Annotated in this window: 20 protein-coding genes; 8 read left to right on the top strand and 12 right to left on the bottom strand. The window is 59.2% G+C overall.

The genetic code is table 11. The features are described 5' to 3' along the window. Positions 1–4 precede the first annotated feature (4 nt). Positions 5–1,300 carry a glutamate--cysteine ligase gene (gshA, locus tag JNM42_RS08525; protein ID WP_294268291.1) on the bottom strand — a complete coding sequence of 432 codons (1,296 nt, stop codon included), beginning with the start codon at positions 1,298–1,300 and terminating at the stop codon, positions 5–7. Between the two features lie 41 nt (positions 1,301–1,341). Next, on the bottom strand, positions 1,342–2,616 hold the full coding sequence (locus tag JNM42_RS08520) for a class I SAM-dependent methyltransferase (protein ID WP_294268289.1): 1,275 nt from the start codon (positions 2,614–2,616) through the stop codon (positions 1,342–1,344). Positions 2,617–2,779: 163 nt separating this feature from the next. On the opposite strand from JNM42_RS08520, the gene panE reads away from it, so the two are divergent. Further along, on the top strand, positions 2,780–3,709 hold the full coding sequence (panE, locus tag JNM42_RS08515) for a 2-dehydropantoate 2-reductase (protein ID WP_294268287.1): 930 nt from the start codon (positions 2,780–2,782) through the stop codon (positions 3,707–3,709). Positions 3,710–3,753: 44 nt separating this feature from the next. Next, positions 3,754–4,542: a PhzF family phenazine biosynthesis protein gene (locus tag JNM42_RS08510; RefSeq protein WP_294268285.1), complete on the top strand. Its 789-nt coding sequence runs from the start codon at positions 3,754–3,756 to the stop codon at positions 4,540–4,542. 3 nt (positions 4,543–4,545) lie between these two features. Here JNM42_RS08510 and JNM42_RS08505 read toward each other — a convergent pair whose 3' ends face one another. From JNM42_RS08505 to JNM42_RS08490, 4 genes are all read right to left on the bottom strand, one after another. Next, entirely contained in the window at positions 4,546–5,808 is a 1,263-nt protein-coding gene (locus JNM42_RS08505; RefSeq protein WP_294268283.1) for an HD domain-containing phosphohydrolase, read from the bottom strand. A gap of 315 nt (positions 5,809–6,123) precedes the next feature. Further along, positions 6,124–6,960: a PA4780 family RIO1-like protein kinase gene (locus JNM42_RS08500; RefSeq protein WP_294268281.1), complete on the bottom strand. Its 837-nt coding sequence runs from the start codon at positions 6,958–6,960 to the stop codon at positions 6,124–6,126. Between the two features lie 132 nt (positions 6,961–7,092). Beyond that, positions 7,093–8,109 carry a class I SAM-dependent methyltransferase gene (locus JNM42_RS08495; RefSeq protein ID WP_294268279.1) on the bottom strand — a complete coding sequence of 339 codons (1,017 nt, stop codon included), beginning with the start codon at positions 8,107–8,109 and terminating at the stop codon, positions 7,093–7,095. 264 nt (positions 8,110–8,373) lie between these two features. Beyond that, positions 8,374–9,246 (bottom strand): SPFH domain-containing protein, encoded by an 873-nt coding sequence (locus JNM42_RS08490; RefSeq protein ID WP_294268277.1) that lies wholly within the window; start codon positions 9,244–9,246, stop codon positions 8,374–8,376. Between the two features lie 313 nt (positions 9,247–9,559). On the opposite strand from JNM42_RS08490, the gene JNM42_RS08485 reads away from it, so the two are divergent. Then, positions 9,560–9,889, top strand: coding sequence for a hypothetical protein (locus tag JNM42_RS08485; protein ID WP_294268275.1), 330 nt, complete (start codon positions 9,560–9,562; stop codon positions 9,887–9,889). 31 nt (positions 9,890–9,920) lie between these two features. Here JNM42_RS08485 and ahpF read toward each other — a convergent pair whose 3' ends face one another. Then, positions 9,921–11,480, bottom strand: a complete 1,560-nt coding sequence (gene ahpF / locus JNM42_RS08480; RefSeq protein WP_294268273.1) for an alkyl hydroperoxide reductase subunit F — start codon at positions 11,478–11,480, stop codon at positions 9,921–9,923. Positions 11,481–11,549: 69 nt separating this feature from the next. After that, positions 11,550–12,116, bottom strand: a complete 567-nt coding sequence (ahpC, locus tag JNM42_RS08475; protein ID WP_294268270.1) for an alkyl hydroperoxide reductase subunit C — start codon at positions 12,114–12,116, stop codon at positions 11,550–11,552. 299 nt (positions 12,117–12,415) lie between these two features. On the opposite strand from ahpC, the gene JNM42_RS08470 reads away from it, so the two are divergent. Together JNM42_RS08470 and JNM42_RS08465 are read left to right on the top strand one after the other, a co-directional pair. Then, positions 12,416–14,038: an ABC-F family ATPase gene (locus tag JNM42_RS08470; RefSeq protein ID WP_294268267.1), complete on the top strand. Its 1,623-nt coding sequence runs from the start codon at positions 12,416–12,418 to the stop codon at positions 14,036–14,038. Positions 14,039–14,050: 12 nt separating this feature from the next. Continuing rightward, positions 14,051–14,605: a 1-acyl-sn-glycerol-3-phosphate acyltransferase gene (locus JNM42_RS08465; RefSeq protein WP_294268266.1), complete on the top strand. Its 555-nt coding sequence runs from the start codon at positions 14,051–14,053 to the stop codon at positions 14,603–14,605. Positions 14,606–14,692: 87 nt separating this feature from the next. Here JNM42_RS08465 and kefC read toward each other — a convergent pair whose 3' ends face one another. Together kefC and kefF are read right to left on the bottom strand one after the other, a co-directional pair. After that, positions 14,693–16,504 (bottom strand): glutathione-regulated potassium-efflux system protein KefC, encoded by a 1,812-nt coding sequence (kefC, locus tag JNM42_RS08460; protein WP_294268264.1) that lies wholly within the window; start codon positions 16,502–16,504, stop codon positions 14,693–14,695. Beyond that, positions 16,494–17,069 (bottom strand): glutathione-regulated potassium-efflux system oxidoreductase KefF, encoded by a 576-nt coding sequence (kefF, locus tag JNM42_RS08455; RefSeq protein WP_294268262.1) that lies wholly within the window; start codon positions 17,067–17,069, stop codon positions 16,494–16,496. The genes kefC and kefF overlap by 11 nt, the downstream gene beginning before the upstream one ends. 105 nt (positions 17,070–17,174) lie before the next feature. On the opposite strand from kefF, the gene JNM42_RS08450 reads away from it, so the two are divergent. Continuing rightward, complete coding sequence (locus JNM42_RS08450) at positions 17,175–17,759, top strand: peroxiredoxin (protein ID WP_294268260.1); 585 nt, start codon at positions 17,175–17,177, stop codon at positions 17,757–17,759. A gap of 27 nt (positions 17,760–17,786) precedes the next feature. Here JNM42_RS08450 and JNM42_RS08445 read toward each other — a convergent pair whose 3' ends face one another. Then, positions 17,787–18,848: an aminopeptidase gene (locus JNM42_RS08445; protein ID WP_294268258.1), complete on the bottom strand. Its 1,062-nt coding sequence runs from the start codon at positions 18,846–18,848 to the stop codon at positions 17,787–17,789. Next, on the bottom strand, positions 18,841–19,476 hold the full coding sequence (locus tag JNM42_RS08440) for an alpha/beta hydrolase (protein WP_294268256.1): 636 nt from the start codon (positions 19,474–19,476) through the stop codon (positions 18,841–18,843). Before JNM42_RS08440 ends, JNM42_RS08445 begins: the two co-directional genes overlap by 8 nt. A gap of 347 nt (positions 19,477–19,823) precedes the next feature. Here JNM42_RS08440 and JNM42_RS08435 point away from each other — a divergent pair, with 347 nt between their 5' ends. Together JNM42_RS08435 and arsC are read left to right on the top strand one after the other, a co-directional pair. After that, complete coding sequence (locus tag JNM42_RS08435) at positions 19,824–20,471, top strand: CBS domain-containing protein (RefSeq protein ID WP_294268254.1); 648 nt, start codon at positions 19,824–19,826, stop codon at positions 20,469–20,471. A 17-nt stretch (positions 20,472–20,488) separates the two neighbouring features. Next, the gene (gene arsC, locus JNM42_RS08430) at positions 20,489–20,854 is read left to right on the top strand and encodes an arsenate reductase (glutaredoxin) (protein WP_294268252.1); all 366 of its coding nucleotides are present in this window, start codon (positions 20,489–20,491) and stop codon (positions 20,852–20,854) included. The last annotated feature ends 54 nt before the right edge of the window (positions 20,855–20,908 follow it).

Raw genomic sequence — 20,908 nt, 5'->3', positions numbered from 1 at the left:
ATCCCTAGGCTTCCGCCGGTGCCGTACGTTCCAGTTCCAGCGAGGCGGCAAGCTGTGCCAGGCGCGCGACCACGCCATAGGCGTAAAAACGGTTCGGCGGCGCATCGGGGTTCTGGCCGTGGTCGGGCAGCGAGCAACTGGTTTCGAAGGCCAGCGGCTCAAAGTGCATGCCTGGAGCGTTGAGGTTTTCATCCTTGCCGCGTCCGGAGTGCACGCGGTAGAAACCGCCGACGACAAAGCGGTCGATCATATATACCACCGGCTCGGCGACACCCGCCTTTTCGCCCTTGCCGACGCGTTCGTGGGTATGTACGCCCTCCTGAATGATCACCTGCGAGACGCTCATGCCCTCCTTGATGACTGACATCTTGTTGCGTTGCTTGCGGTTGAGGCCGGTGACTTCGGAAGCATCCTTGACCGTCATCACGCCCATGCCGTACGTACCGGCATCGGCCTTGACCACCACATAGGGCGTCTCCTTGATACCGTATTCCCTGTATTTCTCGCGGATCATGCCGAGCACCGCATGCACGTTGGACGCCAGGCACTCCTCGCCCTGCCGTTCATGGAAATTGACGCTGTCGCATACCGCGAAGTAAGGGTTGATCTGCCACGGGTCGATACCCACCAGACTGGCAAATTCACCCGCCACTTCGTCGTAGGCGGCAAAGTGGTTGGATTTGCGCCGTACCGCCCAGCCGGCATGCAGCGGCGGCAACACGAACTGCTCTTCGAGATTCTGCAGAATTTCCGGAATGCCGGCCGACAGATCGTTGTTGAGCAGGATCGCGCACGGATCGAAGCCCTCGACGCCAAGGCGGTATTGGCTACGCAGCAGCGGTTCGAGCAGCAGTGTCTTGCCGTTGGGCAGCTCGACCGGCGTCGGTTTGTCGATCTCCGGCAGCAACGAGCCCAGACGAACGTTGAGACCCGTCAGGCGCAGAATGCTCACCAGTTGGGCCACATTCTGGAGGTAGAAGAGGTTGCGTGTGTGGTTTTCGGGAATCAGCAACAGGCTCTTTGCGCTCGGGCAGATTTTTTCGATAGCCGTCATCGCGGCTTGCACGCAGAGCGGCAGGAAGGCCGAATTCAGGTTATTGAAACCGCCGGGAAAGAGATTCATATCGACCGGCGCCAGTTTGAAGCCGGAGTTGCGCAGATCGACCGAACCGTAGAATGGCGGCGTGTGCTCCTGCCATTGGCCACGCAGCCAGCGTTCAATATCCGGTGTGGCGTCGAGGAACTTCGCCTCAAGCGCCAGCAGCGGTCCGGTGAGGGCGGTTTTCAGTTGAGGAACCATGGCTTGTCTCCGATCAGGCCGTGCAGCGTGATCTTTCAGTTTCAGAACAGTTTTCTGAGTTTGTCCAACCATGTTACACCGGACTGTGACAGGTAAGCATGGAAGGAACCGGGCAGCGGCGTCTGCTCCAGACTGCGCTGGGTGAACAGAAAGCGTCCGTCGCAGACAAAGCCGAGATCGGCCCAGTCGACGCCATTCAGGGCCTCGGCCAGCAGGTGCACATCGAGCGTCGGGTCACGGAGAAAAATGGCGAGTACGGAGCCGTCGTAATTCGGGCAATCATGAACGAAGAACGGTTGCGAGCGGCGCGTCTTGCCATTCACGTAAATACGCGGCTGCGCCGACTGGTAATAACCGCGCCCCCACTGCCACCAGTTGAACTCGTCATAGTTGCGGATGCGGCGCGCTATCAGGCGCTCCTTGTGCGGCAACAGCACCGCCGGCGGAGGCTCACCGGGCTCGCACCAGATCATGCGACGCGTCTTGCCATCGGCCACTGTTGATGAACAGACAAAGTCGCGGTTGCCGAACTCGTCACTGGTGTAAAGATCGTCAGCCGCCGACACCGCGCCCACCTTGACGAAAGCAATGTCAGAAAGACAAAGCGGATAGTCGTGACGTGTGAACAACAGGTGGCCGCCGCTTTCCATGAAGCGTCGATCCTCCCACGACAAACGCTGAAGTCCGGCCGCTCCATCAGCCAGGCCAAGCGTGGCATACCGAGTCAGTCGTGAGCGATTGCCCTTCTCGAAGCGCCAGATCGCGCAATTCGGCGTTGCGCCGTCGAACATCCGCGAGTCGCCCAGATCGATGAAATCGGTGATCGTTCCCTCGGCAAACAGAATGCGGTTGAGTGGTACGGCCGAAGTCGATTTGAGCAGGTCGCGTGGCGTAATGAAGATCAGTTCACCGCCGGTCTCCAGGTGGCGCAGGCACTTCTCGATGAAGAACAGATAGAGGTTGGATCGCTTGTCGAGCACACTGCCTCTGGCCAGTCGCCGCGTCCCCGGTGAAATATCCTGATAGCGCACGTAGGGGGGATTGCCGATGATCGTGTCGAAAAGCTCATCCTCCGCCAGTTCGAAGAAATTCATGACTTCGGCGCCCGGCGGTGTATGCCGGGGGTCGATCTCGATCCCCAGCGCACCGGGGAAATGCCGGAGAAAAGCGCCGTCGCCACAGGCCGGTTCGAGCACTCGGCCACTGTTGCGTACCAGCGTGCACATGCAATCGACGATAGCCGGCGGCGTGAAGATCTGGCCGAGGGTGGCAACCTCATAGGCGGAGGCGGGAGACAGGGCAAGCGGTGCGGACATGTTGTGGGCAGGCAGGAATACAGGAGACGGGAGTATACGCTTGAAAAGCGAAGCATTTTTCAACTTTGCTCCGACACCCCATTTTCCGACGCAAGGCTATGTCGAGAGCACAAATGAGGTAAAGTACCGGACTTTATTTTTTACGATTCCCGGGAGATCTTTGATGCGTATTCTTGTTTTGGGAGCGGGCGGAATTGGCGGCTATTTCGGAGCCAGAATTCATGCCGCAGGCGGCGATGTCACCTTTCTGGTGCGTCCGGCCAGGGCGGCGCAGTTGCGCGAAAACGGGCTGAAAGTTTCCAGCCCTTCCGGCGACTTGCAGATCAACCCCAGGGTGTTGACCAGGGACGAGCTGAGCGTTCACTTTGACGTAATCATGCTCTCCTGCAAGGCCTACGATCTGGAATCGTCGATTGAGGCGATCACGCCGGCCGTTGGCGAACAGAGCGTCATCCTGCCCTTGTTGAACGGCGTTTTGCACATCGATACCCTGGTCGCCCGCTTTGGTCCGCAGCGCGTGCTGGGCGGTGTGGCATTCATATCGGTCATGCTGACGCCGGACGGTGAAATAAAACACCATTTCAAGTTGCACAAGCTCTTCACCGGTGCGCTTGCGCCGCAGCCCTCGCAATGGCTGCAGCCGGTGGCGCAGTTGCTCTCTTCGTCAGGGTTCGACTTTACACTCTCAGACAATATCGAACAGGCGATGTGGGACAAGTTCGTTTTCTTGTCCACTCTGGCCGGTTCAACCTGCCTGTTTCGCGCCAGTATCGGTAACATTCTGAGCACGGTGGCTGGTCAAGCCTTCATTACCGGCCTGCTTGCCGAATGTGCCAGGGTTGCCGAAGCCAGCGGCCACGCCGTGGCTGATGCGCAACTGGCCGCTTATCGCAAGCAGTTGACCGACAGCGGGTCGGGGCTGATGGCCTCGATGCTGCGCGATATCGAACGCGGCGGGCCGACCGAAGCAGATCACATTCTTGGCGACATGCTTGCCCGCGCACAAGCGAATGGGGTTGAAGCCCCGATGCTCAGGCTCGCCTATTCGCATCTGCAGGCTTACGCTATCCGTCGTCAGGCGGCGACGAACTGACCTTTGATTGTGTTTGCCGGCAGTTTCATTGAAGGAGCCCGCCCTTGTACAGCATCAGGCAATATCAGGTTGACGCCTTCGCCACCCGCGCTTTCGCCGGGAACCCGGCGGCGGTTTGCCCGCTCGCCAGTTGGCCGGACGACAGCCTGATGCAGGCCATTGCCGAGGAGAACAATCTTTCGGAAACGGCCTTTTTCGTGCCATCGGTCAAGGGCTTCCGGCTGCGCTGGTTTACGCCGGTCAGGGAAGTCGATCTGTGCGGACACGCCACCCTCGCGGCGGCGCATGTACTGTTCGAGATACTCGGCTATCCAAACCCGACGATCGTCTTCGAAACGCACAGTGGCGATCTGACCGTCGGGCGCCGGGGCGGCCTGCTCGAAATGGACTTTCCTGCGCAGCCGCCTCTGGCCTGTCCTGCGCCGGAAGCCCTGGCCGAAGGCCTCGGACAGCGTCCGCTCGAGGTACTGGCGGCAGATGATTACATCGCCGTTTTCGGCAGCGAGGATATCGTCCGCGCGATCACCCCCGATCACTCGTTGCTCAGCCGGCTTGACCGGCGAGGCGTGATCGTCACCGCAGCGGGTAGCGACGTCGACTTTGTCAGCCGTTTCTTTGCGCCGAAGTACGGTATCCCTGAAGATCCGGTGACCGGTTCCGCGCATTGCGCACTGGCGCCCTACTGGGCAAAGCGGCTGGGAAAGAATTCACTGGCTGCCCGGCAGGTTTCCAGACGCGGGGGCGACCTGCTGTGCGCGCTCAAGGCCGACCGGGTACTGCTTTCAGGCTCCGCCGTCACTGTGCTGGTAGCCACCATGACCTTGCCCGAATAGTCCTCATCCACAGACTGTTGCTCGCGGTGACAACTCATCCGGGTCGACCGCCAGCGCATAGCAGCGATCAAGCTGGCTGTGCAGCAGTTTGACCATTTCCGGATCGATGCGCCCTTGCGCACTCAGACTGTCAAGGCGTGACATCACTTCGCTTTTGGCTATATGGCCACGGTATGGCCGTTCCTGCGACAGTGCCTGGAAAATATCTGCGACGGAGATCAGCCGCGCTTCGAGCGGGATCTCCGAGGCCTGGCTATGGAAAGGGTAGCCGGTGCCGAGCAGGTTTTCGTGATGCATCGAGGCCCAGTCGGCAATCGGCTGCCCAGGGAATACTTTCCTCAGAATGTGACCGGTGTCATAGCTGTGACGCATGACAAAGGCCCGTTCCTCGCGTGTCAGGACGCCCGGCTTGTCAATGATTTCCTCCGGTACGCGCAGTTTGCCGATATCGTGCAGCAGACCGGCAATTTCGACCTGGTCAAGATGTTCGCCGCGAATGCCGGAGGCATAGGCCAGATGACGCGCGATACGGGCCACACGGGTCGAATGCTCGAGTGTGTAGGAACTCTTGGCATCAACGGTGTGCGCGAACATTCCGGCGATGGCTAGTGTATCGGCGGTACCGAGTTCGACCGGCTGGCCACGGTGCAGATGCTCCTCGATCTGGTCTTCGATGTAGCTTGGATCCATGGCCAGCCAGAACGATTCGCGGGTAGCGGCACGTCGGAAAGCCTCGACCAGTACCGGTGCAAACAAGGTGCCGCCAAGACCGGTTATGCGCTCGATGATCCCGGGGTATTCCCAGAGGATTTCGTTCTTCAGCGCCGGACCGATGAAATAGGGCGCGAGAAGAACGTCGGCACGGTCGGCGAGAAATACAAGATTGGTTTCGAGACGCAGATTGTCGTCGAGATCTTCAAGCAGTAGTGTTTCCCAGCGTGTGTGATGCCAGAGAACAATCAACGAGAAACCGGCCAGCGGCGGGCAGGCTGCCAGAAAATCGGCACCGCGCAGACAGTGCTGCTGCGCTCCCTCCCATTCGAGGGTTTCAGTAATGGCGCGGTGCTCCTTGGTACGCGAGACGCCGCAGTCATGCAGCATCCCGGCGTAAAGCATTCTTTCGCAGCGCGGCTGCGACCAGTTCATTTCATTGGCAATCGCCACCGCCATCAGCGCCACACGCTTGCCGTGGTGATATTCGTCGGTGCCAACAAAATCGAGGGCGTTGGTCAGAGAGGTAATAGTTCGCTGCAGATTGATTTTCATTTTTGGATTTCTTGACGCTCACATAAGGGTGACACCAACGCCTGGAAGAAAGAATAAATTTTGACACCAGGACGGCGCAGTAATTCATCGTAGCGCAGAAGACTCTTCAGGCCAAACTGCTCGGGAATACCCGTTCGCTGGTCATGGCGATGACGATACGTGATACGACCCCCCCGGCCATGTGCGTCGGAGAAACACTGATGTTTCGCAATCGCCAGGCACTTGGAGACGCCCCAGCATCAATAGTAGCCGGCAGGCGTTCCCTGGATTGGGGCTGATCAGCCCCGAAATGGGGATGATGAGTACGAGTGCAACTTACTGGCACATGCGCCGGATTTCATTCTCCCTGATGGCCAGCTCGACCTGGAGCAGAACGGCGTCGACGTCGGCGAGTCGTTCGTCGAGGACGACCTGGCCGGTCAAGGGCAGGTCCGGGGTGAGCAAGCCGCTTTCGTAGTGCGCCCAGATTTCCTTGCCATACTGGGTGTCCTTGAGCGACGGGGCGAAGGCGCTGAAGTAGGTGCGTAGATTAATCACGTCACGCTCGAACATTTCGGCGGCGTTGCTGTTGCCCGCCGCATCGATGGCTTGCGGCAGGTCGATGATCACTGGTCCGCCTTCGCCGACCAGGATGTTGTATTCGGAAAGGTCGCCGTGGATGACTCCGGCGCACAGCATGCGTACCACCTGATTGACCAGCAGGGCGTGAAACGCCAGCGCCAGTTCCTCGGAGAGTTCGACATCGTTGAGGCGCGGTGCCGCATGCCCCTCGGCATCGAGCACCAGATCCATCAGCAACACCCCCGCGAAGCAGAGATGCGGCTGCGGCACCCGCACCCCGGCAGCGGACAAGCGATAGAGGGCATCGACCTCGGCACTCTGCCAGACCTCTTCCTGCATCTGGCGCCCATAGCGGCTGCCTTTGTCCATGGCGCGCGCTTGCCGGCTGTTTTTTACCTTGCGGCCTTCCTGGTAGGAGGCGTTCTTGCGGAAGCTGCGCTGATTGGCTTCCTTGTAAACCTTCGCGCAGCGAATGGCTTCGCCACAGCGCACGACATAGACAGTGGCTTCCTTGCCGCTCATCAGTTGGCCAATCACTTCATCAACGAGGCCTTCTTCAACCAGTGCGGTGAGTCTTTTCGGGGTTTTCATGTATGGGTAGGGGTTCCATCAAGTCAGGAGAATAGTCGATTGCAGGTCGGGTTAGTGAAGCGTCCCCCAGGAGGATTTACTTCGCAGCATAAGTCGACACTGGCTACCGAAAAACAAGTAAGGCGCAAACGATCAAACCCGCAACAAGGCCATTTTCAGCGGCGCTTGCCCGTCGAGGCTGGGGAAATCAGCCTCGGGAGCCATCCACTCGACTTCGCGAATACCCCGCCCGGCCTTGCGCGCACTGCGTTCGAGCAGATCCAGCCAGTCTGCGCGCGAGACTTCGGCGACGTTGTTGCAACAGATCAGCGTGCCGCCTTCGGCTGTGCACAACAGCGCCGGCTTGAACAGTGCGGCGTAGTCATTGACCAGATCGACAACGCCAAACGGGCTTTTGGCATAGCGCGGCGGATCGAGAAAAACGACATCGAACGAGTGCGGTTCGAGCTTTGGGAAGGGCGGCATGCGTTTGCCGCGCACCCGCTCCGCCTGCCCCTGCCCGGAAAGCTGGCGCAGGGCAGCGAAGACGTCGCTTTTAACGAAGCGCAGGCGGATCGGCAACGCATTGAGACGCGCATTCTCCTTGCCGATGGAAAGGCTGGCTTCGGAAAAATCCACATTCACCACATGCCGCGCGCCGGCTTTGGCGGCGGCAATGCCGACGCCGCAGGTGTAGGCGAAAAGATTGAGCAGCGATTTGCCGGCGATTTCCTGCATCACCCGCCGGCGCCCGGCACGCAGATCGAGGAAAAGCCACGGGTCCTGCCCGGCATGGCGCACCTTAAAGCGGTAATTGACGCCCATTTCCTGGAACTGGCGCGGCGCGTGCGCGGCGGCAATCTGTTCTGGCAGCAAGGCATTGGCAATCCGCGAGTTGGCCTGGCTGCGCTCGTTGTAGAACACCGGCAAGCCGGAAAACGCGTCGGCGTAAAAAGCTTCGATCGCCGCCAGTTGATCCGGCACCAGCGGGCGATGAAAGCTCTGCACCAGCAAGACATCGCCGTAGCGATCGACGCTCAAGCCGGCTTCACCATCGACGCTGCCATGAAACAGGCGGTAAGCGCTGGTCTGTTCAGCGTGCAGTTGATCAAGCAGGGAACGACGCGTGGCAAGGGCAGCCGCCAGGAGATCAGTCAAATTTGCGGACACTTTGATTCCTCAGTGGCGAGCAGGATTTGACTACGCCGGAGTTGCCGCCAAAGCGGCAGGGTGTCACATGATACAGGTTAGCGCTCGCAACAAGGGTTTGCTCGCCCGGATGTGCAGTATCTGACGCTGTGGGCGACTGCAGTCACTGATGAATACAACGCAGCAACCCCTCCCGGCCTCACCTTTTCAGGGGAGGAGCAAGCTCTCTCTCTGAAAAAAGGGGGCGGGGAAATCTAAATTGGCGCAGAGCTGGCGGACCCTGCCTCAGGAACGCGATACCGACAGTACCGGTTGCGTTTCCGACTCCGACACCAGAACGGTCAGCAGATTGCTGGTCAGATGCACCCGATCGGCATCGGATAGCGTCACCACCCCCTCCACCTGCAACTTGTCCAGTGCCATTTTCACCATGCCGACGGCACCTTCGACAATGAGCTGACGCGCCGCGATAACCGCCGCCGCCTGCTGCCGGCGCAGCATTGCCGAGGCGATTTCCGGCGCGTAGGCGAGGTGGGTGATCTTGGCTTCGATGATCTCCAGCCCGGCCAGCTCGACGTGCGACTGGATCGTTTCTGAGAGCATCTGGGCCACGGCCACCAGATCGCCGCGCAATGAATTGCGCCCGTGCTGGTCGCCATCGTAGAAGCGCGTGCTGGTCACCGCGCGAATCGCCGACTCGCCCTGAATGGCCAGGAAACTGGCGTAGTTATCCACCTCGAAGCTGGCCTTGGCGGTGTCGTTCACGCGCCAGGCGATGACGGCGGCAACCTCGATCGGGTTGCCGGCCATGTCGTTGACCTTGAGCGTCGGGGTGTTGAGATTGACCACGCGCAGCGAGATATTCTGCCGCTTGCTGAAGGGGTTGTACCAGAAGAAGCCGCCCTCGCGGATGGTGCCGGAATAGCGACCGAAGAAAATCAGCACGCCGGCAATATTCGGCTGCAGGATGACAAATCCCTTGGCCAGAAAGCCGAGCAGCAGGATACCGAGAACCGCCAGCACCGGCGGTTCGCCGTGGCGCAGCACGCTGCCGATAAAAAGCCAGATGACGCCGGCCAGGGCCAGCAGCCACAAAAACAAAGCCAGCCAGCCGGAGATGTAGTGCGCTTCCTTTTCCATGATTGCCTGGTCACTCATGCTGTAGCTCCCTTTTGATTTATACGTGAATGGAATTCGAGACCGTAAGCCTGGAACAATACCAATCACCAGCATCGATCAATTCAAATTTGGTAATTTCAGCGCCCGACTTGTCAAGGCATTACAGGATTTGTTCCACGTACTCAAGTGCAAAAGCATACAACAAGAGCGCATGAGCTACTGTTTTCGAGATAAATTTCCGCCTCCCGCGTATTGAATTTGCCGACCTGTCCGCTCATTATTGTATGTCGGCTAAAAAAGCAAATAAGCCCTGAACTGCGACCCTCCAGTAAGGTTCATAATTGGACGAACCATGGACACCTACTCATCAACGAGCTTGATTCCCTGCCGCGCGCAGACGCTTGACGTGCTGCGCCACATGGGGACCTATCGGCCGATGCTGATGCTGAGGGGCAGCGACGATGGCTATGGCACCCGCTGGCTGCTTGATGGCATGCAGGTGCAGCCAGGGATCGCCACGTACCTCATGAACGGTGACTTTCTTGTCGATAGCGGCGCCACCGAGTTCGGTGCCAGGAAGCTCACCCTGACCGAATCCGGCAAGCGATTACGCGATAATGGAGTGATCTGGTGGGAGAGTCTCGGCTACCTTGAACGTTTGAGAGTCACGATTTTTGGTTGATACGGACAACGCCACAAGATACCCCGTTTCGTCATGCCGGCGCCGAACTGCGGATCAAATGATCGAAGGCGCCGAGTGAGGCCTTGGCTCCTTCGCCCAGGGCGATGATGATCTGCTTAAACGGTACCGTTGTGCAGTCTCCGGCGGCAAAAACGCCGGGCAGCGAGGTCTGGCCGCGCGCATCGACTTCGATCTCGCCGCGCGGCGAGAGGGCAATCGTTCCATTCAGCCAGTCGGTATTGGGCAGCAAGCCGATCTGCACGAAGATGCCTTCGAGCGGGAGGGTGTGCAACGCGTTGCTGGCCCGGTCCTTGTAGATGAGGCCATTCACCTTTTCGCCATTACCCGTCGCTTCGGTAGTCAGCGCGTTGGTGATGACCGTCACGTTGGACAGGCTGAAGAGTTTTTTCTGTAACACCGCGTCGGCGCGCAGAACCTTGTCGAATTCGATCAGGGTAACGTGTGCGACGACCCCGGCGAGGTCGATAGCCGCTTCGACGCCCGAGTTGCCGCCGCCGATCACCGCAACGCGCTTGCCCTTGAACAGCGGGCCATCGCAGTGCGGGCAGTAGGCCACACCGCGACCGCGGTATTCCTTCTCGCCGGGCACGTTCATTTCACGCCAGCGTGCGCCGGTGGAAATGATCACCGACCTGCTTTTCAGCACCGCACCGCTGGCCAGCCGGACTTCCTTGAGGCCATCCTCGCCCTGCACCAGTGCCTCGGCGCGTTGCAGGTTCATGATGTCGACCTCGTATGCGCGAACGTGTTGCTCCAGCCCGGCGGCAAGCTTGGGGCCGTCGGTTTCGGTGACCGAAATGAAATTCTCGATCGCCATCGTGTCGAGTACCTGTCCGCCGAAGCGTTCGGCGACCACGCCGGTACGCACGCCCTTGCGTGCCGCGTAGATTGCCGCTGCCGCACCGGCGGGGCCGCCGCCGACGATAAGTACGTCGAAAGTGTCCTTGGCCGCAATTTTCTCGGCTTCACGCGCAATGGCGCCGGTGTCGATTTTGGCGATGAGCTCTTCGAGCGTCATGCGTCCCTGCCCGAACGGCTCGCCGTTCAGATAGATGGTCGGCACGGCCATGATCTTGCGCTCGTTCACTTCGTCCTGATAGAGCGCGCCGTCGATCATCGTGTGGCTGATGCCGGGGTTGAGCACGGACATCAGATTGAGCGCCTGCACCACGTCGGGGCAGTTGTGGCAGGATAGTGAAATGAAGGTTTCGAAATGGAAGCTGCCCGGAATGGCGCGAATCTGCTCGATCAGTTCGGCCTCGATCTTTGGCGGGTGGCCACCGGTCTGTAGCAGCGCCAGTACCAGCGAGGTGAATTCATGCCCCATCGGAATTCCGGCAAAGCCGATGCGCGCCGCTGTGCCGGGGCGAGTCACGGCAAACGAAGGTTTCCTTTTATCGACGCCATCGTTGCGTACGCTGACCTTGTCGGAAAGCAGTGCGATGTCGTCGAGCAGAGCGCGCATCTCCTGCGCCTGGCTGCTGTCGTCGAGCGAGGCGATGAGTTCGATCGGTTGTTGAAGGCGTTCGAGATAGGCCTTGAGCTGGGTCTTGATGGTGGCGTCGAGCATTTTTGTTCTCCCAATGGCAATTGCTGGATCAACCACGAAGGGCGTGCCCTCCGTGGTTTGCTGCCGGTCTTAAATCTTGCCAACCAGATCGAGCGACGGGGCCAGCGTGGCATCGCCCGGCGTCCACTTGGCCGGGCACACTTCGCCCGGATGCGTGGCAACGTACTGGGCGGCCTGGATCTTGCGCTTCAGTTCCTTGGCGTCACGTCCGATGCCGAGGTCGTGAATTTCGCAGACCTTGATCACCCCTTCCGGATTGATGACGAAGGTTCCGCGCAAGGCCAGGCCTTCCTCTTCGATCATTACGCCGAAGTTGCGGGTGATGGTGCCGGTCGGGTCGCCGATCATCGGGTACTGAATCTTCTTGATCGTGTCCGACGCGTCGTGCCAGGCCTTGTGCGTGAAGTGCGTGTCGGTCGACACCGAATATACCTCGACGCCCATTTTTTTGAAGTCGGCGTACTCGTCGGCGACATCGCCCAGTTCGGTCGGGCAGACAAACGTGAAATCGGCCGGGTAGAAGAAGACGACCGACCACTTGCCGCGCAGGTCGGCATCGGACACCGGGACAAACTTCCCATTGTGGTAAGCAGTAGCCTTGAAAGGCATGATTTCAGTATTGATCAACGATTGCATGGTGATTTCTCCTTGTGTTACGGGTTGATAAAGTGATGCGACAGATGAATGGTAGAGGCGCGACTTGTATTTATCCAATTGATTGTTGCAATTTATTTGATAGCCTATTGCTATAATTTAATCACTTGACTTCTCGTAGGTCGGGTTGGCGCAGCGTAACCCGGCATCTTCCCTGGCAGACTACCGTGTCGGGTTACGCGATAAAACCGCTAACCCGACCTACCTGCCGCGCTCAGAAAGGTCCGGCCTCGGTTACAATAGCCGCCTTTTCAAATCAATGACTTTCCCGAGGTTTCTTAGTGCTCGTCGTCTCCAACATCACCATGCAGTTCGGGGCCAAGCCCCTTTTTGAAAACGTTTCGGTCAAATTCGGCGAGGGCTATCGCTACGGCCTGATCGGTGCCAACGGCTCCGGCAAGTCGACCTTCATGAAAATTCTCGACGGCGAACTCGAGCCCACGGCCGGCAACGTCTCGAAAGACACCCATGAGCGCATGGCCTACCTGCGCCAGGATCAGTTTGCCTTTGAAGATCAGCGCGTGATCGACGTAGTGATGATGGGGCACGAGGAAATGTGGTCCTGCTTGCAGGAAAAGGATGCGATCTACGCCAATCCGGACGCCAGCGAAGCGGATTACCTGCACGCCGCCGAGCTGGAAAGCCGGTTTGCCGAGTACGGCGGCTATACCGCCGAATCGCGCGCCGGCGAATTGCTGCTCGGCGTCGGCATCCCTTCCGCTCAGCACTTCGGCCCGATGAGCGAAGTGGCGCCGGGCTGGAAACTGCGCGTTCTGCTGATTCAGGCGCTGTTCGCCAACCCCGACATCCTGCTGCTCGACGAGCCGACCAACAACCTCGACATCGCCACCATCCGCTGGCTGGAAAACGTGCTCAACGAACGCAACAGCACGATGATCATCATCTCGCATGATCGCCACTTCCTGAATCAGGTTTGCACGCACATGGCCGATCTGGATTACGGCAAAATCACCGTATATCCGGGCACCTACGACGACTTCATGGAGGCCTCGTCGCAGGCACGCGCGCGGCAGGCCAATGCCAACGCCAAGGCCAAGGAGCGCATCGCCGACCTGCAGGATTTCGTTCGCCGCTTCTCGGCCAACAAGTCGAAGGCCAAGCAGGCCACCTCACGGGTGAAACTGATCGACAAGCTGCGACCGGAAGACATCAAGCCTTCATCACGGCAATATCCGTGGATTCGTTTTGATTACGACGAGAAAGAAAAGCTGCACCGGCAGGCGGTCGAGATTGAAAACCTGACCTTTGCTTATGCTGCCGGTGAACGGAAGATTTTCAATAACTTCGATTTCACGCTCAACGCCGGTGACCGCGTGGCGATCATCGGTGAAAACGGCGTCGGCAAATCGACCTTCCTCAAACTGCTGATGGGCGAGTTGCAGCCGCAGTACGGCAGCATCAAATGGACGGAAAAAGCACGTCGCGGCTACTACGCGCAGGATCATGCCGATGATTTCAAGAGCGACACCAGCCTCACCGACTGGATCGCCGGCTACGCCCGCGCCACCGCCAGCGAAGGCGACGAGGTTGAAACGCTGATTCGCGGCACGCTCGGCCGTTTGCTGTTCTCCGGTGATGACGTGCGCAATGCAGTGAAAGTCATCTCCGGCGGCGAACAGGGGCGCATGATCTTCGGCAAGCTGATGCTGATGAAATGCAACGTGCTGGTGCTGGACGAGCCGACCAACCACCTCGACATGGAGTCGATCGAATCGCTCAACACGGCGCTGGAGAAGTTCAAGGGAACGCTGGTATTTGCCTCGCACGACCGCGAGTTTGTTTCCTCGCTGGCAACGCGGGTTCTCGAAATCCGCATCGACGGAACGGTGGTCAACTACCTCGGCAACTACGAAGAGTACCTGGCCAGTCAGGGTATTGACTGAGGCGCCGCAAACTTGATCAGCCGACTGGCTGCACTCATCCTCCGGCTGATTGGCTGGCGTAGCGTGTTCGTTCCGCCGCCGGGGCCGAAATCGGTAGTACTGGTCTATCCGCACACCTCGAACTGGGACTTTCCGCTCGGTGTGCTGTTCAAGGCCAGGCACCGGATGATCCTCAACTGGGCGGGCAAGGACTCGCTCTTTCGCTGGCCGCTGAAGGGGTTTTTCATCTGGCTCGGCGGCGTGCCGATCAACCGGCGCGAGAACACGGGAATGATCAGGCAACTGATAGACATTTTTGCGCAGAGCGAGAGCTTCTGCATGTGCATCACACCGGAAGGAACGCGTTCAAGAAGCGAGCACTGGAAAACCGGCTTCTACCGGCTGGCGCTGGCTACCGGCGTGCCGGTCGGGCTGGGCTTCATCGATTATGGCAACAGGCGTATCGGTGTCGAACGCTGGATAAGCCTAACCGGAGACGAGGAAACCGACCTCGCCCTGTTCCGCACGTACTACGCCGACAAGAGCGGCTGCTATCCCGAAAAAGCGGGCGACATCCGCTTCAAGTAGCAGAACGCGCTGAATGTGTAGGTCGGGTTACGCTGGCGCTAACCCGACCTACGCGATGCAACCAGCTCGCCAAACGTCGCCCGCAGCTCAATGCCAACCCTTCGACGAATGCTCGGACTCGAATTGCTTGCGGTCGCGGGCAAACAGGGCATCAAGCTCGTCGCGGCCAATCTTGACCGCAGAGACCCGACTCGCTTCATCCTTGAAGACCGGAATCAGCGATTCCATGGCGTTGATGTTATGGCGCCGGAAAATATTGGCCATGTCACGCGCCCTGAAACGTTCAAAACCCAACATTTCAAGTGTATGCCGTCCGGCCTTGAGAGCGGCTTCAAAGGATTCCCGCTCGATGATCTCCACTCCGCGTGCCCGCAGCTCGATAAAGTGCGTCACATTGCGCGCGCGGGCGATCATTTTCAGCTTCGGGAAATTTTCCTTCACGATGTCGGTCAGCAGCAGATTGTCCTCGATATCGTCAATCGCATTGACAATCAGCGTAGCCTCGGCGGCACCGGCAGCGTGCAAAAGGTCGATGCGCGCGGCATCGCCATAAAAAACCTTGTAGCCAAACTTGCGCAGCATCTCGATCTGATCCGGGTCGTGATCGAGCACCACCGCATTGATGCCGTTGGCAAACAACAGGCGGCCGATGATCTGCCCGAAACGTCCGAAACCGGCGATGATCACACGCGCCTCTGTTTCATCGATTTCATCGGCTTTAGTCCGTTCCCCACTGGCGCATTCGACGTGCGCGATCCACCAATCGTGCAGCAGCAGTAACAGTGGCGTGGTGGCCATCGAGAGCGCGATGGTCATGTTGAGCAGGGCCGCCCACTCGCTGGATAAAACGCCGACCGAGCGCGCGGCAGCAAACACCACAAAGGCGAACTCACCGCCTTGCGAAAGCAGAATGGCAAACAACCAGCGCTGGCGGGAAGTCACGTCGATCAGGCGTGCAGTAAGCCACAACGTGGCCAGCTTGAGCGCAAGAAAACCCAGCAACAGCATAACAAGCATCGCCGGTTGACTCACCAGCAGACCGAAATCGATGGCCATGCCGACCGAAATAAAGAAAAGCCCCAAGAGCAAGCCTTTGAAGGGCTCGATATCCGTTTCCAGCGCATGACGATATTCGGAGCTGGCCAGCAAAACGCCCGCGAGAAACGCCCCCAGGCCCATCGAAAGGCCAACCAGCGACATGATCTGAGCGATGCCGATCACCAGCAACAGGGCAAACGCGGTAAAGACTTCGCGCAGATTCGTCCGGGCCACCAGCCGCAACAGCGGCCGCGTCAGATAGAGGCCGATGATAATCACGGCGACAACTGCGGCGATGGCTTTTGCCGCTGCCATCCAGCCCGGCTCCTCGGCACCGGCCCCACCGCTTGCGACTGCTGCCGCACCCAGAAGCGGAATGACGGCGAGCAGGGGAATGGCCGCAATATCCTGGAAGAGCAGCAGCGCAAAGCTTGATTGGCCGGTTGGGGTCGGCAGAAAATTGCGCTCGTTCATGGTCGCTATGGCAATCGCGGTCGACGAGAGCGCCAGCGCCAGACCCACAACCAGCGCGGCTTTCCAGCCGAGGCCTGCGGCTCCGGCGGCCAGAGCAAGCGCCATGCCGGTCAGCCCCACTTGCAGCGCGCCACCGCCGAAAACGCTTTTGCGCATTTCGATCAGGCGCCGGGGTTCAAGCTCCAGCCCGATCACGAACAGCATCAGCACGACGCCGAATTCGGAGAAGTGCATGATCGACTCGACATCGGAAACAAAGCGCAAGCCCCACGGCCCGATGGCGGCTCCGGCGATCAGGTAGCCCAGCACCGCGCCCAGTTTGAAACGCTGCGCGATGGGAACAAAAATGACCGCAGCGGCAAGATAGATCAGTGCATCAGTCAACATCGCTTGGCCTCCGGATTGGCTTCGCTGCTTGCGAGGGCGGGTTGGGGCGCCACGTCGCCAGCCGTTCACGAAAGGCCAATGCGGCCGCCCCGATTTCATCTTCCGTGATTACATGCGCGCCATGCAGCACGATGGGCGTTTCCCAAACCATGCCACAGAATAATGCCGTTTGCCGAAGCGGTGCCTCGAATGCCGCAAATGGCAATTGATGGACGCCGGTCTCGGAAAAGGAAGACGTTTCCCCGCCGCTTGTTGTTACCCAGAGGCAGTGTTTGCCGCGTAGCTTGTCGCCGCCTTCGCCGTATGCCCAGTCGCGCAGATGGACCACGTCAAACCAGTGTTTCAGCATCGCCGGCACGCTGTACCAGTAGATCGGGTGCAGCCAGACCACGAGGTCGGCGCGCACCAATGCGGCTTGCTCCGCAGCGACGTCGATATCAAAATCGGGATAAAGATCGTAGAGCGAACGAACATCGAGATCGGGCAGATCGCGCACCGCCTCAAGCAAGGCGCGTCCGGCGCGTGAGTGTTGCGGATACGGATGGGCGTGGATAATCAGAATCATCAGCGAAGAATATCTCACAATCGCGGCAGTCGCTTGCGGGAGCGATATTTTCATAGGCCGACATGCCATAATTTTGTCTTGGGCGTCTCGCCCCAATGGAATCTCATGAACGCAAACCTCTCTCAGCTACCACAAGATCTCCCGACACCCGTTGACGACGGTGCCGCTTCTCACCTCGAGGGTTCGCTGCTGCCAGATCTCGTGCTTCAAAGCACGGATGGATCAAGCGTAAATTTCACCGGTTTAAGCGGCCGCTGGGTAATCTACGTTTACCCGATGACGGGTCGCCCAGATGTTCCATTGCCCGACGGGTGGGATGGAATCCCCGGCGCTCGTGGCTGTACACCAGAGTCTTGCAGCTTTCGCGACCACTACGCAGAACTCAAGGCGCTGAACGCCGGAGTGATCGGTTTGAGTACCCAGACCACAGAATATCAGCGTGAAGTCAGAGACCGGCTGCACTTGCCATTCCAGTTATTGAGCGACAGCACCTTGCGGCTCAGGAGCACTATGCGGCTCCCCACGTTCACGGTGGCCGGAATGGAGCTATACAAGCGCCTGACCCTGATCGCTCACGAAGGACGGATCGAGAAGATCTTCTATCCCGTTTTCCCGCCAGACCAGAATGCTGAAGAAGTCCTGGTCTGGCTCGCTGAATTGTCGAGCGACCCGAGTCGGATCGGTATTTAAATCCTGTTCTAGCCATTCAAGCGAGGCTTATTTTGCTGAGGCCAGGCGGCTCGACTGGAGCATGTCGAGCGCGATGATCCGTTCCTCCTTCGGCAGATCGGCGAGCATGGCCACGCGCAGGTAAAAGCGCGGCAGATCGCCTCCCTCCTGTTCGAGCAGAGCTTGAAATGCCGGAACCCATTTTGTGTACAGGCTGATCGAACCGAGGGTGGCGTTGTTCATGGGCTGGCTGAACCACGGGTCATATCCTGCATAGCCGCCCCAGCTTGCTTTCAGGTTGGCGTAGCTTTGATTCATTGCTGCAATCACGTCCGTCTTGGCTGCTCGCATCGCCTCGGGTGCCAGCGATGAGGCATACAGAGTGCGCAACTGGTCGCGAGTCTCCGCCACCAACTGATGGAACTGTTCCTTGCGCTCCTGCCTTTTCTCGAATTCCCGCAGCCTTTCCGGTGTCACCGCCTCGGTCAGCCAGCGCCGCACGCCTTCAATCTCGACGCTGACGGCAAACGATTCGTTGAACGCCGTATCGCCATTGACGTAAACAATCTGATGCGCAAGTTCATGGAAGACGATGCGGGCGACTTCCTGGTCGCCGTAGCGCAGGAAGGTATTGAGCACCGGGTCGTTGAAATAGCCGAGGGTGGTATAGGCGGGAACGCCGCTGACATGGGTTTCGGTGCCCGCAGCAACCAGCTCGCCGGCGTAGCGGTTTGCGTCGTTCTGGTCAAAGTAGCCGCGATAATTGACGCAGCCGACGAACAGCATGCACCACTGCTTCAACTCAAGCGAAAACTCTGGCGCAGCGAAGACATTCCAGACAACGTAGGGGCGCCCGAGGTCGGCGTAGGAGCGATAGTTTTCGTTATCCGGCAGGGCGAGTTGGTGGCTGGCGAATTCGCGTATGGCGCTTACCCGTTCGAGTTGCTTGCGTAACGCCGGATCGGTGGCGGCATCGGTGACCACGTCGGGAATCGCTCGCATCTTCGCCATCAGGCGCAGATGCCCTTCGACCGACTGCGCATAATAGGCAATATTCGAACAGCCACCTATGAGCAGAAACAGGGTCGCCGCAAGAATAACTTTAAACATGAATGAACTTTCCCGTCTTGAGAAAACTGGCGATCTGCCCGGTGCAGGCGCGCGAGACGAGCATTCCGGAATGGCTGACGTTCAGCGCGATGCTGTCGCTTGCCGTATCAAGGCGTGTTTCGTCCACGGTAATCAGGCCATCGTTGGGTCGCGGCAACCCGGGGATCAATCGCCCGAAACCGAGGCGACGCGTGCCGGCAATGATGCCGACCTCCGTCGCCGGGGGCAGGTCGGGGCGAGGCAGACTGAACCAGTCTTCGAACGTTCGTCCGACCAATCGCGCAAGACCAGGCGTTGCCTCCAGCGTGGCGCCGCAATGACAGCCCGCATAAGGCGTGCCGAGCAGGACTACGCGGCCGATGCGCGCATCGGGCTCCTGCGCCAGCATCCTGAGCGTGATCAGGCCGCCCAGGCTGTGCGCGACAAGATGGATGACGCTACCCTGCGTTTTATTGACAAAGCGGCAGAGCAGGCCGACATTGTCGGCCAGGCCGTCGCGCCAGGAGGGGTATGAAAACCGCTGTGCAGCAAAACCTTCGGCACGCAGCCAGTGCTGCTGCGGCAGCATGACCTGGCCGCGCATCCACAACCCGTGAACCAGAATGACAGTTTCCGTTTTGTCAGCCATTGCTTTCCATGCCCAATCGGTCGCGCAACCCATTCTTTCCGGACTGGCGACCACGAATGCCAAGACTGAGTCAAATCAGGGTCGAAATCAAGGCCTCAGTCCAAATGAAACAACGGTAAATTTGTTCTTCCGTTAACTCATTTATTTCCGTGGCCCTAGGCCAGGCTTCGCGCTCATTCCGGGCTTGACCCGGAATCCAGTTTGTTAAACAAACAACTCTTTTAACATTTTGATCAGATGAACGAAACTGGATTCCGGCTTTTGCCGGAATGACGGCTTGGCAGCCTCCGAGCGCAACGCGGGGCGTCGCATGACTCGGTGTAAGATAGACAGCAGGAGGCACGTCAATGTTCGCAATCTACGGTACCAGTGGCCCGATTTATCAGGGCACACTCGAAAATCTCCCCCGGATTTCGCCGGTAGCGCGGCGCGGCCCGGTTATTGCTGCGCGTCGCGTCGGCGATCAAATCGAGGAAACCGTCATCCCGACCGATTCAGGCGCAACGGAAGCCAGCGCCCTGGGTAGCCAGGCCGTCGAGGCCTACAAGTCCATGCTGCCGCAGAACATTGAGCGCGGGCCACTCTACCACGCCAACCAGATCATGCAGCGACAACTCGTCACGGTGAATGCCGACGACGACGTGGCGCGGGCCTGGCGCGTTCTGGTCGAACACCAGATCCATCAGGCACCGGTACTGGACAGCGGGCAGCGCCTGATCGGCATCGTCAGCGAGCGGGATCTGCTGACCACGCTCAATGTCGACGACGGCCAGGTGCGCGATGTGCTGGCCAAGCGGGTTAGCGACGTGATGACTACGCCGGTCGTAGCCGCCAGCCCGGTGACCGACATCCGGCGCATTGCGCGCGTGATGCTCGATCGTGACGTGGATGGCGTACCCATCGTCAACGACGCCGGCACGCTGGTCGGCTTCGTCTCGCGCAGCGACATCATGCGCGCCGTGGTTACCGATCCACCGCTCAGCATCTGGCGCTGATTTTTTAAGGACCCTCCATGAACAACAATCCCATCGTGATCTATCACAATCCCCGCTGCTCGAAGAGCCGCTCCGCCTGCGAACTGATCGCTGCCCGTGGCATCAACGCCGAGGTGATCGACTACCTGAAGACGCCGCCGAACCAGGATGAACTGCGCGGTTTGTTAAAGAAGCTCGGCATGAAACCGGAAGAACTGGTGCGTCGTGGCGAGGCGGTGTTCAAGGAACACTACGCCGGCCAGACCCTGAGCGACGAACAGTGGCTTGAAGCCCTCGTCGCACACCCGATCCTGATCGAGCGACCGATCGTGGTCTGCGGCGCCAGGGCAGTGATCGGGCGCCCGCCAGAAAAGGTGCTGGAGTTGCTCGAGCACGACGACTGATAGTCTGTGAAAAAATAATTCCTTCCGCCACCCCGGCAAAAGCCGGGGTCCAGC

Origin of the sequence: Propionivibrio sp. (assembly GCF_016790145.1) — a bacterium.
In the GTDB taxonomy this organism is placed as follows: Bacteria; Pseudomonadota; Gammaproteobacteria; order Burkholderiales; family Rhodocyclaceae; genus Propionivibrio.
Note: the sequence above shows the minus strand (reverse complement) of the source record. Positions and strands in the feature narration are given on the sequence as shown.